This is a genomic window from Janthinobacterium goodfellowi, from assembly GCF_051380695.1.
Taxonomy (GTDB): Bacteria; Pseudomonadota; Gammaproteobacteria; order Burkholderiales; family Burkholderiaceae_D; genus Janthinobacterium.
In genome coordinates this window covers 720,019-732,909 of the sequence record NZ_JBNYXN010000002.1, presented here as the reverse complement: position 1 = coordinate 732,909, position 12,891 = coordinate 720,019, and the positions used below count along the sequence as shown (strand labels likewise).

13 protein-coding genes are annotated in these 12,891 nt (G+C 66.0%); 8 read left to right on the top strand and 5 right to left on the bottom strand.

Features of this window, described 5'->3' with window-relative positions; all coding sequences use genetic code 11:
- Window position 1: 1 nt before the first annotated feature.
- From selD to ACQ4WQ_RS11300, 3 genes are all read right to left on the bottom strand, one after another.
- Window positions 2-1,066 (bottom strand): selenide, water dikinase SelD, encoded by a 1,065-nt coding sequence (gene selD, locus ACQ4WQ_RS11310; protein ID WP_436497061.1) that lies wholly within the window; start codon window positions 1,064-1,066, stop codon window positions 2-4.
- A gap of 46 nt (window positions 1,067-1,112) precedes the next feature.
- Window positions 1,113-2,204, bottom strand: coding sequence for a tRNA 2-selenouridine(34) synthase MnmH (gene mnmH / locus ACQ4WQ_RS11305; protein ID WP_436497059.1), 1,092 nt, complete (start codon window positions 2,202-2,204; stop codon window positions 1,113-1,115).
- 79 nt (window positions 2,205-2,283) lie between these two features.
- Window positions 2,284-3,426 (bottom strand): FAD-dependent oxidoreductase, encoded by a 1,143-nt coding sequence (locus ACQ4WQ_RS11300; RefSeq protein ID WP_436497057.1) that lies wholly within the window; start codon window positions 3,424-3,426, stop codon window positions 2,284-2,286.
- An 89-nt stretch (window positions 3,427-3,515) separates the two neighbouring features.
- On the opposite strand from ACQ4WQ_RS11300, the gene ACQ4WQ_RS11295 reads away from it, so the two are divergent.
- A complete protein-coding gene (locus ACQ4WQ_RS11295; RefSeq protein WP_436497055.1) occupies window positions 3,516-4,199 on the top strand; it encodes a TetR/AcrR family transcriptional regulator in 684 nt (227 codons plus the stop codon).
- Here ACQ4WQ_RS11295 and ACQ4WQ_RS11290 read toward each other — a convergent pair.
- On the bottom strand, window positions 4,196-4,885 hold the full coding sequence (locus tag ACQ4WQ_RS11290; protein WP_070288450.1) for an LrgB family protein: 690 nt from the start codon (window positions 4,883-4,885) through the stop codon (window positions 4,196-4,198). The genes ACQ4WQ_RS11295 and ACQ4WQ_RS11290 overlap by 4 nt on opposite strands.
- Window positions 4,882-5,340, bottom strand: coding sequence for a CidA/LrgA family protein (locus ACQ4WQ_RS11285; RefSeq protein ID WP_436497052.1), 459 nt, complete (start codon window positions 5,338-5,340; stop codon window positions 4,882-4,884). The genes ACQ4WQ_RS11290 and ACQ4WQ_RS11285 overlap by 4 nt, the downstream gene beginning before the upstream one ends.
- Window positions 5,341-5,442: 102 nt before the next feature.
- Between ACQ4WQ_RS11285 and ACQ4WQ_RS11280 the strand changes: the two genes are divergently transcribed.
- The 7 genes from ACQ4WQ_RS11280 to ACQ4WQ_RS11250 all read left to right on the top strand — a co-directional run bounded on the left by ACQ4WQ_RS11280 (window position 5,443) and on the right by ACQ4WQ_RS11250 (window position 12,885).
- Window positions 5,443-6,351: a LysR family transcriptional regulator gene (locus ACQ4WQ_RS11280; protein ID WP_436497050.1), complete on the top strand. Its 909-nt coding sequence runs from the start codon at window positions 5,443-5,445 to the stop codon at window positions 6,349-6,351.
- A gap of 26 nt (window positions 6,352-6,377) precedes the next feature.
- Window positions 6,378-7,196, top strand: a complete 819-nt coding sequence (locus ACQ4WQ_RS11275; RefSeq protein WP_326457382.1) for a glutaminyl-peptide cyclotransferase — start codon at window positions 6,378-6,380, stop codon at window positions 7,194-7,196.
- An 81-nt stretch (window positions 7,197-7,277) separates the two neighbouring features.
- Entirely contained in the window at window positions 7,278-8,132 is an 855-nt protein-coding gene (locus ACQ4WQ_RS11270; RefSeq protein ID WP_436497048.1) for a hypothetical protein, read from the top strand.
- Window positions 8,129-8,776 carry a hypothetical protein gene (locus ACQ4WQ_RS11265; protein ID WP_436497046.1) on the top strand — a complete coding sequence of 216 codons (648 nt, stop codon included), beginning with the start codon at window positions 8,129-8,131 and terminating at the stop codon, window positions 8,774-8,776. Before ACQ4WQ_RS11270 ends, ACQ4WQ_RS11265 begins: the two co-directional genes overlap by 4 nt.
- A 281-nt stretch (window positions 8,777-9,057) precedes the next feature.
- Window positions 9,058-11,082 (top strand): ferritin-like domain-containing protein, encoded by a 2,025-nt coding sequence (locus ACQ4WQ_RS11260; protein ID WP_436497045.1) that lies wholly within the window; start codon window positions 9,058-9,060, stop codon window positions 11,080-11,082.
- On the top strand, window positions 11,082-12,023 hold the full coding sequence (gene bufB, locus ACQ4WQ_RS11255) for an MNIO family bufferin maturase (RefSeq protein WP_436497043.1): 942 nt from the start codon (window positions 11,082-11,084) through the stop codon (window positions 12,021-12,023). The genes ACQ4WQ_RS11260 and bufB overlap by 1 nt, the downstream gene beginning before the upstream one ends.
- Window positions 12,013-12,885 carry an HvfC/BufC family peptide modification chaperone gene (locus ACQ4WQ_RS11250; RefSeq protein ID WP_436497041.1) on the top strand — a complete coding sequence of 291 codons (873 nt, stop codon included), beginning with the start codon at window positions 12,013-12,015 and terminating at the stop codon, window positions 12,883-12,885. The genes bufB and ACQ4WQ_RS11250 overlap by 11 nt, the downstream gene beginning before the upstream one ends.
- Window positions 12,886-12,891 lie beyond the last annotated feature (6 nt).

Genomic DNA, 12,891 nt, shown 5'->3' with positions numbered 1-12,891 from the left:
ATTAGATTACGGAAACCCCGGTACTGCCATCCTGCATCTCGCCGATGACGACGGCGTCGCCAAAGCCTTCGGCGCGGAAAATCGCCAGCACTTGCTCGACGGCTTCCGGCGCGCAGGCCACCAGCAGGGGGCCGGCCGTCTGCGGGTCCGTCAGGATCGCCTTGTCGATGGCGCTTAAATTGTCGGCCAGCGCCACTTGCGCGCCGTAACCCTGCCAGTTGCGGCCGGAGGCGCCCGTGATGTTGCCATTCTGCGCCAGTTGCTGCACTTGCGGCAGCAGCGGCACGTCAGCCATGGCGATACGCGCCTGCAACTTGGCGCCGCGCGCCAGTTCCAGGGTGTGGCCCAGCAAGCCGAAGCCCGTCACGTCCGTCAGCGCATGCACGCCGTCGAGCAGGGCCAGTTTCTTGCCCGGGGTATTCAATTTGGTGGTGTTGGCTATCAGCGAGGCGTAGCCATCCGCATCGAGCGCATTCTTCTTCAGCGCGGCCGACAGGATGCCCACGCCGATCGGCTTGCCCAATACCAGCTTGTCGCCGGCGCGCGCGCCCGCGTTGCGCTTCACTTGCGACGGGTGGACGAGGCCCAGCACGACGAGACCGTAGATCGGCTCGACGGAATCGATGGTGTGGCCGCCCGCGATGGGGATGCCGGCCTGGGCGCAGATGGTTTCGCCGCCCTTCAATATGAGGCCGATGGTTTCCACGGGCAGCTTGTTGATCGGCATGCCGACCAGGGCCAGGGCCATGATGGGCGTGCCGCCCATGGCGTACACGTCGGAAATGGCGTTGGTGGCGGCGATGCGGCCGAAGTCGAACGGATCGTCGACGATGGGCATGAAGAAATCCGTCGTGGCGATCAGCGCCTGCTCGTCGTTGAGCTGGTAGACGGCCGCGTCATCGGAGGTTTCTATGCCGACCAGCAATTCCTTCGGCAGGGGAAAGCCGCCGCTGCCCTTTAAGATGTCGGCCAGCACGCCGGGCGCAATCTTGCAGCCGCAGCCGCCACCATGGGCAAATTCGGTCAATCGGATGGGTGTATTGGATGTTGCTGCGCTATCGGACATGGTCGTCATCCTGCTGAAAAAAGGTCACTAAAAGCTGCGCCGGCGCTTACGCGGCGCTGGCGGTGCGGGGTTCGCCGACGATAGCACATAATGCGCGCGCGGCTTGCTCAAAGGCATGTTCTGAAATATCAGGCAAGACCAGCGGCGTCGCCTGGGCGTAGCGGCTGAAGTTGCGGGCGATCGATTGCCGGTAGACGGGGTCGTAATGCTGGACCAGCAGCTCTTCCACCAGCTCGGCCATCTGGCCCGCCGTGGCCAGCTGCTGCCAATGGGCGATTTTCTCCTTGCCGTGCAGCTGAGTCAACAGGGCCAGCTGCACGTTCAGGCGGGCCGGATCGCCGACGAAATGTTCATAGTCTTGCATCAGCAATTGCACGCGCTGGTCCGTGGCCAGCCGCACGTCCGTGCAGGCGGCCGCGCGCATCTTGTCCATCAGCGCGTCGGGCACGCGCACGCGGCCCACTTTCTTGCTTTCCGATTCGATGAACACGGGCAGCGCCGGGTCGAACTGGCGCAACTGCTGCCACAGCGCGCTTTCAAACGCTTTTTGCGACGGCTGCTCTGCCTCGGGCAAGCCGCCCAGCACGGAGCCGCGGTGCGCCGCCAATCGCTCCAGGTCGATCACCTGCGCGCCTTGCTTGTCCAGCACCTGCAGCAAGCGGCTCTTGCCGCTGCCCGTGGGGCCGCACAGCACGTTGATGAAGTCGAAGCGCTCGGGCAGGGTGGCCAGCTCGGCATTCACGTGGCGCCGGTAATCCTTGTAGCCGCCGTCGAGCTGCGTGACGGGCCAGCCGATGCGCGCCAGGATGTGCGCCATGGCGCCGCTGCGGTTGCCGCCGCGCCAGCAGTAGACAAGCGGCTTCCATTCGTGCGGATGAGCGAGGAAACCGTCTTCGATATGCCGCGCGATATTTTTTGCTACCAGCGCCGCGCCCAGCTTCTTCGCCTCGAAAGCGCTGGTCTGTTTATATAAAATACCGACGCGCACGCGCTGCTCGTCGTCGAGCACGGGCAGGTTGATGGCGCCCGGCAAGTGGTCTTCCGCGAACTCGGACGGGCTGCGTACGTCGATGATGGCGTCGAATTCATGCAGGCGCGGCAGGATGTCGCGGAAGGGAAGGACTGCAGGGTATTTCATCGTGGCGCGGCTGCTAGCAATGGGGAAAGACGTATTATCCCCGATAAAGGCCGCTGGCGTGGGGCTTTGGCGCCGCCTTTCACACTGCGCGTGCCGGGCCGGCGTCCCGCATGCCCGTGAAGAACCGCACCAGGCTATGCGGCGCGTCGTCGTCAAAGCACAGGCGCAGGATGCGTTCGGACTCCGCCGCGGCCGCGCCGCTGCGCGCAAACAGCGCCGTTTCATAGGCCAGCAGGGCTGCATCCATGTCGCTTGGCTGCGCGGCGAGCGCCTGCGCCAGCTCGGCGCCGTCCAGCATGGCCAGGTTGGCGCCTTCGCCGGCCGGCGCCATCAAATGGGCCGCGTCGCCCAGCAAGGTCACGCCCGCCACGCGCTGCCAGCGGTGGTCGACGGGCAGCAGGTGTACGGGACGGGGCACGGGCGGCGTGTCCGCATCCGTGATCAGGGCCGTGAGCGCCGGCGCCCAGCCGGCAAACTGGGCGGCGATGGCTGCCCGGGCGGCGGCCGGGTCGGCAAAATCGATGCCGGCCAGCCAGCTTTCGGGCTTGCGCAAGGCCACATACGCATGCAGCACGCCATCGGCTTCGCGGTGGGCCTGGATGCCCTTGCCTGGCGCCAGCGCGAACAGGGCGCCCGCGCCCACGGCTTGCGCGCTGGCCGGATGGCGGCGGTCGCTGTCGAACAGATACGTTTCAATGAAGGCAATGCCGCTGTAGGCGGGCTGCGCGCTGGAGAGCAGCGGCCGCACCCGGGACCAGGCGCCGTCCGCGCCCACCAGCAGCTCGCTGGTCACCGTGGCGCCATGCGCAAAGTGCAAAAGATGCTGGCCGCCGCCCAGTGTTGCGGCGCTGGCCAGCTTGTGGCCCCAGCGCACGCAGCCGTCAGGCAAGGCATCGAGCAGCAGGCGGCGCAGTTCGCCGCGCGGCACTTCGGGACGGCCGCCCGTGCCGTCGTCGCCCTCGTCGTGCAGGATCGTGCCATGCTGGTCGAGCACGCGGCTCGCTTCGCCGCCCGCATGGATGAGGGCGCGGAAGGCGTCGTGCAGGCCGGCGGCGCGCAGCGCTTGCTGGCCCGTTTCCTCGTGGATATCGAGCATGCCGCCCTGACGGCGCGCCTGCGGCGATGCATCCGCTTCATACACGGTGGCGGCGATGCCGTGGACGTGCAGCACGCGGGCGAGCATCAGCCCGCCCAGGCCCGCGCCGATGATGGCGATACGCATGGTGATCCTTGAGGTGGTGTTTAAAATGGAAATGGAACGGCGTTCCATAAGAATTTTGCGGCAAGCCGCCATCTGTGTCAAGATAAGCGATGCCCCATACCGTAGCGAACCCACCACGACGCGCCGACTCGCTGACGCGCGACTCCATCATCGACGCCGCCATTGCCCTGCTCGACACAGCGGGCGAGGGCGGCCTGACCTTCCGCGCCCTGGCCGCGCGCCTGGCGACGGGGGCGGGGGCCATCTACTGGCACGTGGCGGACAAGGATGATTTGTTCACGGCCGCCAGCGACGCCATCGTCGCCCGCGCCATGGAGGCCGCCCCGCACGGCGATACGCCGCAGGCGGGCATCGGCGCCGTGGCGCTGGCCATGTTCGAGGCGATGGATGCGCATCCATGGCTGGGCTCGGCCCTGTCGCGCGCGCCGGGCCAGCTGCCCACCGTGCGCATCCTGGAACGCCTGGGCCGGCAAGTCGATGCGCTGGGCGTGCCGCAGGAGCGGCAGTGGATGGCGGCATGCGCCTTGCTCAATTATCTGCTGGGCGTGAGCGGGCAGAATGCGGCCAATGCCGTCATCGCCCGGGAACAGGGCCTGGAGCGCGCGCATTTCCTCGACACCCTGGCGGGCGCGTGGTCACGCCTCGATGCGCAGGCATTTCCATTTGCGCGCAAGGTGGCGGGCCAGTTGCGCGCGCACGACGACCGCCAGGATTTTTTGGCGGGCATCGACCTGATCGTGCATGGCATGCAGGCGCTGCAAGCGGGCCGCTAGCCCAGCAAATGTCCCAGCAGTGGCGCCAGCAGCACCGTCACGACACCTGAGAAAATCATCGTCAGGCTGGCCACGGCGCCTTCTTCCGTGCCCACGCGGCGCGCCACGGATAAGCCAAAGCCGTGCGCGGCCGCGCCATACGGGGCGCCACGGGCGATGCGCATGCGCAAGGGCAGCAGTTTTAACAGCGGCTTGCCCAGCATCAAGCCGAACAAGCCCGTCATCACCACGAAGATGCCCGTCAGCTGCGCCGAGCCGCCCATGTGGCGCGACGCTTCCAGCGCGAACGGCGTCGACACGGAACGGGCCAGCAGGCTGCGCGCCATGTCGCCGTGCACGCCAAATACCCGGTCCAGCAGCAGGGTGGCCGCCACGGAGGCGACGATGCCGGCGCAGCTGCCCAGCGACAGGGCCAGCCAGTGCTTGCGGATCAGCTTGCGCTCCTGGAAGATGGGCAGCGCAAACGCGATGGTGGCAGGGCCCAGCAGCCACGGCAGCCAGCGCGTCTCGCCGAAATACGTGGCGAACGGCGTCGACGTGGCCTGCACGATGACGATCAATATCGCCGAGGTGCAGATGGCGGGCGTGAGCAGGAAATGCGGGTGGCGGCGGTGCACGGCCTGGTTGGCGTAGAACAGCACCAGGGTCAGCAGCAAAAACAGCAGGGACAGCAGCAGGGTGCTCATGCTTGCTCCCTGGCTGCGCGCTGGCGCAGCAGCTTATTCAGACGCAGCTTGCGTTCATAGCGGCACACCCATTCCACCGTCAGCGCCGTGGCCAGCATCACGCTGGCAAAGCCCAGGCCGATATTTACGAACAGCATCAAGCCCTGCGACTTCAACAGTTGCGTAAATTGCACCACGGATACGACCAGCGGTATAAAAAACAGCAGCATATTGGCCAGCAGCCAGTTCGCGCCCAGTTCGATGGCGCTGGGGCGCACCCAGCCCGCCAGCAGCAGGGCCACCAGCACGAACAGGCCCACGACGCCGCCGGAAAACGGCAAGTGCAGGGCGGCCGCGGCCGCGTCGGCCAGCCACCAGGCGGCAATCAACATGCCCACTTGCCACACGGTCTGTGCGGGCTGGCGCCAGGCAGCGATGGAGAGTGGGGCGGTGGTGGAGCAAGGAACGGCTTTCACGGCGGGCTTTCAAACGGATGGGGAGGTTTTCATTGTAGTGAGCCCACATCAAAAGATAAAATGACTTAAACTCATGATTATCATTCGATATTGGAATGCATCATGGATATCCGCTCCCTGCGCTACTTCGTCGAAGTGGTCGAGCAAGCCAGTTTTACGCGCGCGGCCGCCAGGCTGCACGTGACGCAGCCCACCGTCAGCAAGATGGTGCAACAGCTGGAGCAATCGCTGGACCTGGCCCTTCTGGACCGCGCCGGCAAGCGTTTTACGCTGACGGACGCGGGCAAGGTGGTGCTGTCGCGCGCGCATGAGCTGCTGGCCCTGCACGCGGAACTGAAGGTGGAATTGCGCGACCTGCAACATCTGGAGCGGGGAGAATTGCGGGTCGGCGTGTCGCCGCAGACGCACTCCACCCTGGCGCCATGGCTGGCCGAATACCACCAGCGCTATCCGGGCATCGAATTGAAGATGTACGAAAGCGGCACACAGGCGATCGAGCGCGACTTGCGCACCGGCACGGTGGAACTGGGCACCATGCTCGACTACCCGGGCAATGCGGCCACCTGGCAGGATTTCGAAGCCTTGCCCCTCGTGCGCTCGCCGCTGTGCCTGCTGGCAGCGCCCGGCTCGCCGTGGCAGGGGCGCGCTGCCGTGGCCCTGGCCGAGCTGGCCGACAGCCCCTTCATCTTCTACGGCGCCGCGTTCGCCCTGAACGACATCGTGCTCGATGCTTGCCAGCGCGCCGGTTTCGCGCCGCGCATCACGGGCCGCAGCGGCCAGTGGGATTTCATTGCCTCGCTGGTGCGGCTGGGCGTGGGCATCTGCCTGCTGCCGAAGATGTATTGCGACACCTTGGAGCCGGCGCATTTTGACGTGATTCCCCTGGACGGCCCGCCCGTGGAGTGGAATTTGATGCTGGCCTGGCGCCGGGGCGGGCGGCTGTCGTTCGCCGCGCGCGCCTGGCTGGAGCTCGTCAGGGCGCGCATGGCGGACGCGGCACGTTTACAATAGATGCTCGCCAACTTCCGCCCGACCCGATGAATATCAACGTCAATACCAGACTCAAACGCACGGCCGGCTCATTGCTGCTGGGATTGTTATGCACCGTGGGCCTGATGAGCGAAATGGGCTACGCCCAGGCCGCCTTGCCCGTATATGGCTATTTCGTCAAGAACACTTACCCGCACGACCCCCAGGCTTTCACGCAGGGCTTGCTGTTCAAGGATGGGCACCTGTATGAAAGCACGGGCCAGAACGGCCAGTCGTCCTTGCGCAAGGTGGAGCTGACGACGGGCAAGGTGCTGCAGAAAAGCATGCTCGACAAGAATGTGTTCGGCGAAGGCATCACGGACGTGGGCGATGAAATCCTGGGCCTGACGTGGATTTCGCAGACGGGCTATGTCTTCGACCTGAAAACCTTCAAATTGAAACGCAAGTTCAGCTACCAGGGCGAAGGCTGGGGCCTGGCCAGCGACAATCAATTCGTCTACATGAGCGACGGCACGTCCGCCATCCGCGTGCTCAATCCGAAAACCCTGGCCGAAGTGCGCCGCTTCGAGGTGAAGGCCGAGGGCCGCCCCATCGACCGGCTGAACGAATTGGAAATGGTCGACGGACAACTGTTTGCCAATGTGTGGGGCGCGGATGTGATCGCCCGCATCGACCCGGCCAGCGGTAAAGTTGTCGGCTGGATCGACCTGACGGGCTTGCTGCCGCCCGAGCAGCGGGGCACGGCCAATCCCGACGCCGTGCTCAACGGCATCGCCTGGGATGCACGGGGCAAGCGTCTGTTTGTCACGGGCAAACTGTGGCCCAAGCTGTTCGAGATCGAACTGATCGAAATCCAGCGCCGATGATGTTTTCTATTGGACAGTATTGCTGGCGATGAATCGTTTATGATGGCGTTCCTTCGCCCGGTGCGACCTTTACGGGATGCCATGCTGTTCTTTCCTTTACACCGCCTGGCGGCCGCCGCCACCCTGGCCGCCGCCATCGTGCCCGCCGCGCAGGCGCAAACATCATACGTGCCGGTGATGCAGCAATACGGCGACTTCGTCGTCACGCGTGACCGCCACGACGCGCTCGTCACCTTGTCCTTTCGCCAGCACGGCTATTGGCCCGGCGGCGCGCGCGAAGTGGTGGAGGTGCGTCCGCTAAAAGCGACGCGCGAAGGCCAGCCCATGCTGCTGGCATTCACCAAGGGCTACACGGGCCAGGGTACCATCCTCATCGGCGTGCAGAATGGCGAACCGCTGATGCGCCCCATCAGCCCCCTGCAGCGCGACAGCATGGTGCGCACGGAGCGCGACCCCGAATGGGGCGTGCCGCAGCCGGGCCGTCCCGAGATGCTGCTGTTTCCCCGCGACGGCCGCGCGCTCGACACGCTCTCGGGCGAGCTGCTGTGGTTTGACGTGCCGGGCGGCGTCACCGGCGATTACGCGCCCGCCGTGCTGGTCTCCGTCTCGCCCGACGGGCGGCGCGGCGCGTATCTGACGAATGCGCTGACGAAGGTGGGGATCATCGTCGCCACGCGCGACGACGGCGTGGCCGGCGTGCTGGCCTTGCCGCCCGACACGTATCAGCGTTGGCTGAAGCCCTTGTCGGAGGCCGCTTCCGCGCAGGCGGGCGCCGCCATCAAGGCGCGCCAGGGCCGCACGGATAGCAACCGCATCCGGCGCGAGCTGGAACTGGCCTGGTTCGGCCAGCAATTTCAATGGAAACAAGGCAAGGGCGGCTGGCAAGTGACGGGCTTGGGCCTCAGTTCTGCGCCCCCGGAAGGAAAACAGCCATGAGCTACCCTCAACTTATCGCCGGCTGCCTCGCCGCATCGTTGCTGGCCGGCTGCGTGCACAGCGAGATCGCCCCCAGGGATTATCTGGCGCAAGACATCGACAAGAGCCAGGCCCTGGTGGAAGTGGACGTCGTCTTCGGGCAAGCGCCCGACGACAAGCTGACGTCGCGCATGACGGCGCGCAACAGCGTGGAATACGGGGGCGCGCCGCATATCGTCGTGCCGTTCTACCAGAAGGGCCTGGGCTTCGACCAGGGTTTCGCGGGCACGTATATGTTTGCCGTCGTGTATCCGGTCGCCAAGGTCGAGACGGCCACGGCCAGCAGCCGGGTCTTCGGCCAAAAGCTCGAGGGCCAGCAGCCGGGCAGCCCGCGCTACCGCTTCCGCGTGCCGGGCAAGGCGCAGTGGAACAGCAATGAAACCTTCATGCTGAGCTTTGCGCGCAAGGGTCGCCGCGAAGAAATCACTTTCCGCTTCAGCAACGAGCAAAGCTGCCCGTCCGCTTTCCTTGCCACCACGCCACTGTATGGCTTTCCCATCAAGGTCGTCGCCACGTTCAAGGGCAATCAAGGCTGCCTGAAAGTGTGTGACAGCCGCGAGCAGTGGCCCGGTTTTTGCGCCTTCCAGCCGCCGCCGGCTGCGTAACTATCACCATGCAAGCGACGCGCCGGCGTTGGACGGTGCGGCGCTTATACACGCGCGCGTTTTGCCGATTCTATTCAATTGTCATCGAATGACGGCGTAAAACGCTGATTTGTACGGTGAAAGCCCAGCTGAATTGACGCAGATCAATACCTGGGCCAGCGCACAAATCTTGCCGCAAAAATATCTTTCTTAGGCGTATGATTTCCGTGCCGTGAGCAGCGCACGCAGATGGCGCGGCCCGGCCCGATATCCGAAACGCATCCTTCCTGTGGAGAGACAGAATGAAAATGCCCGTTTTAGGAAGCACCCAGGCCGCCATCACCAACCGTTCGCTCGACATGCTGGCCACCGATACGGCCGCCGTGCGCGCCATCGCCCAGGCGGCCGTCAGCGTGGAACTGTTCACCATTCCCCTGTACATGGCCACCATGTATTCGATCCAGGGCACGCACCAGATCAACTCGAAAGGCATCACCTACTACGAAGGCCGCCAGTGGCCGGGCATGGGTACCACGGCGCGGCCCGAACTGAAGGAGCAGAAGGCTTTCAATATCATCTTCAGCGTCTTCATCCAGGAAATGCTGCACTTGCAGATGGCGGCTAACCTGGCCACGGCCATCGGCACGGCGCCATGCTTTACGGGGTCGGAGCTGCAGTCGCAAGACCACGGCTGGACCTGCTACGGCAAGGATTGCACGGTGATCCCGCACATCGTCGACTTGCAGGACACGGCCGGCTACCGCCATGTGCGCGTCAACCTGGAAGAGCTGAACGACAACCAGTGCGACCTGTTCCTCGCCATCGAGCAGCCGGAACAGCAGGCGCGCGCCCAGCTGGCCGAGTTCGACAAGCACAACCACACCAAATATTTCCCCGAGGTGCCGTTCGTGGGCTGGACGCCGGGCAAGCACGTGCATGATCTGCCCCTGTTCGGCACCATCGGCTATATGTATGAATGCTATGCGCGCTACATCAGCATCGCATACACGGATGGCCAGACCTTGTGGCAAAAACTGTTCGTCAACGGCTCGGTGCAGCAGGACATGTTCAACAGCCAGGTCCCGGGCCACGCCAAGGCGGAGTTTCCCAAGTTCGACACCTGTTTCGGCCCGCAGGACCAGGATGGCGGCCAGACGGGCTCGTTCAACAAGGCCATCGACATGATGGCGGCCATCACGGACCAGGGCGAGGGCAGCGACACGGCCATCCAGCGCTACCGCCGCGACGCGGCGCAGCGCCTGATGGCCGTGCAGCCCGACTACCGCGAAGACCTGGCCGCCCTGAAGTGTGATTACCCGTCGTACGCGAACAATGGCAAGGACGCCGAATCGCGCGATGCGGCGGCGCGCCACGACAGCGCCCCGTTCGACCACTATGAGCGCTTCGGCCAGGTCAAGGCCATGCTGCCCGTCAAGACCTGGGCCGGCTGGCACAAGGAAGGCGGGCGCTGGAGCGAAGCCATGCTGACCAATGAGCGCTACAACCCGGCCACCGCGCCGAAGAACATCCCCGCGCCGGCGGCCGTGGCGGGTGCCCTGAACCGGTTGAAGGACGCCAGCGGCACCCTGCAAATGCTCAGCACGGTGGCTACGGGCGCCATCTATGGCATCACTTCCGTGCTGGACAAGTACTGGCTGAACCAGCAACTGGAATTCCCGTATCCGTCGATGGTGGGCGCGGGCGACCGCATGGCCATTTGCTGGGCCGTGCTGGGCCAGGCGCCGAACCTGGCGACGGGCGTGCCGCTGGCCGAGAAAAGCGTGCTGTACCACGCCTGCCAGGGCATGCACCTGGAGGGCGAGGCCTCGTCCACCTGCGCCGCGCTGGCCGTCTACCATACCTGCCGCGGCTCCAACGGCTGCCACGCCCAGGGCGGCTGCGGCTTCGCCCAGGCCGACACGGGCGGCTCGTCCTGCGGCCACTCGGTCAAGGCTGCCGCGGCGCCTGGCAGCGAGTGCTACGTGCCGCCACCGCCGCCGCAGGACGATAAAGTCTACAGCGCGCCCAGCGACAACAAATGCGCGGGATTCGGCGGCTGCGCCGTGCCGATTTCGGCCTCGCAGCTGTATCCGAACACCACGAAGAAGGACCCGCCCGAACCCGCCACCATGACCCTGTACGATTTCGGTCCCGCACCCGCGCACCGCAGCATTCCGCTGGGCCAGAGCATGAGTTTTGCGCTCGGCGACAATGTCTACGACAAGGCCTGGGAAGCCTACGGCAAGGTAATGGCCGCGCGCGGCACGCCGGTGGGCGCGCCGCCGGCGCCCACCGACCTGCGCCTGGCCTTGCCGCCGTCGACCTGATGCGAGCAATCAAGCCAGCGGTGCTTCCGCGCCTGGGCCTGCCGAATCTGGGCCTGGGCGTGGGGCTGCGTCCGCCCCATTACGCGCACATCCTGGAACACGGTCCGCAGGTGGACTGGTTCGAGATCATCAGCGAGAATTTCATCGACAACCACGGCTATGCGCGCCATGTGCTCGAGCAGGTGGCGGCGCAGGTGCCCATCGTCATGCATGGCGTATCGCTGTCGATCGGCAGCAGCGATCCCCTGAGCCTGGCCTACCTGCGCAAGCTGCGCCAGCTGGCCGCCGAGATCCGCCCCGCGTGGATTTCCGACCATGTGTGCTGGACGGGCGCCGCCTCGCTCAACAGCCACGATTTGCTGCCCTTGCCGCTGGACGAGGCCAGCCTGCGCCACGTGGCGGGCAGAGTGCGGCAAGTGCAGGAATTCCTGGGCCGTCCCCTGGTCCTGGAAAACCCCAGCAGCTACGTGGAGTTTGCCCAGTCCAGCATGCCGGAATGGGAATTCCTGGGCCGCCTGGCCGAGGACACGGGCTGCGGACTCTTGCTCGACGTTAATAATGTCCACGTCAGTGCGCATAACCACGGTTATGACGCGGCCGCCTACATCCGCCAGTTGCCGCACGCGCACATCGTGCAGATCCACCTGGCCGGGCCCACCGTCTGCGGCGCGATGCTGATCGACACGCACGACGCCCCCGTGCCGGCGGCCGTCTGGCGCCTGTACGCGCTGGCGCAGCAGCTGACGGGCGGCGTGTCGGCCCTGCTGGAATGGGATGCGGACATTCCGGCTTACCCGCAGCTGCTGGCCGAGCTCGACAAGGCGCGCGCGGCCGGGCGGGGCGAGTTTGCCGATGCAGTACCAGCCACGGCCACGGCGAGCTTGGCCGCCGCCGTCTCGGCGCCGCTGGGCTTTCACCTGGAGGCGGCCCATGCCCCGTAGCGCCGACGGCGACGCGCGCGCGGACGCACCGCTGGCGCAATTGCAGGCGTGGTTTTTGACGGCCATGACGGCGCCGGGCGGTGCGGTGCGCGGCGCGCAGCTGGCCAGCGAGCGCCACGGCTTGACGCAGGAGCAGGTATTGAAACGGGCGCGGGGCGGGCCGGCGCCGCTGCACATCCATGCGGACGGCTACGTGCAGCGCCTGCTCGAATGCCTGCAAGCCGACTATCCCGTGTTGCGCAAGGTCATGGGCGACGAGCTGTTCGCGTTCTTTGCCCGCGCCTATGTCTGGCGCCACCCGTCCGCTTCCCCGACCTTGTACGACCTGGGCGGCGGCTTTGCCGATTTTCTCGCCGCCAGCCAGGGCGCCGCCGGCGCGCAGGGGGACGTCTTGCGCTTTCCCGTCGAACTGGCGCAGCTGGAGCGGGCGCGCAGCGAGGCGGGCAGGGCGCCGGGCCTGGAAAAACGGGCGCCGTCATTGTTGCCTTCCGGCCTGGACTTGTTGTTGGGAAATGCGCCGGCCTGGTGCCTGGCGCCGTGCACGCGGCTGCTGGCCCTGTCATTTCCCTTGTGTGCATTCTGGCAACAGGTGCAGGCTGCGCCGGACGCCGCCGTGCCGGCCCAGCCGGAGGCCAGTCCCGCCTTTGTGGCCATTTCTCGCATGCATTACCGGCTTGCCATGCACGAGCTGCAGCCCTGGCAGTTCGACTGCCTGCAGGCGCTGGCCGGGGGCGCGCCGCTGGCGCAAGGCGCACGGCAGGCGGCGCAGTCCAGCGGCAGGGCGCCGGACGAGGTGCTGGCCGACGCCATGCTGTGGCTGCCGATGGCGGCCGCGGCCGGGCTGGTCACCAGCGCGGCCTGAATGGGA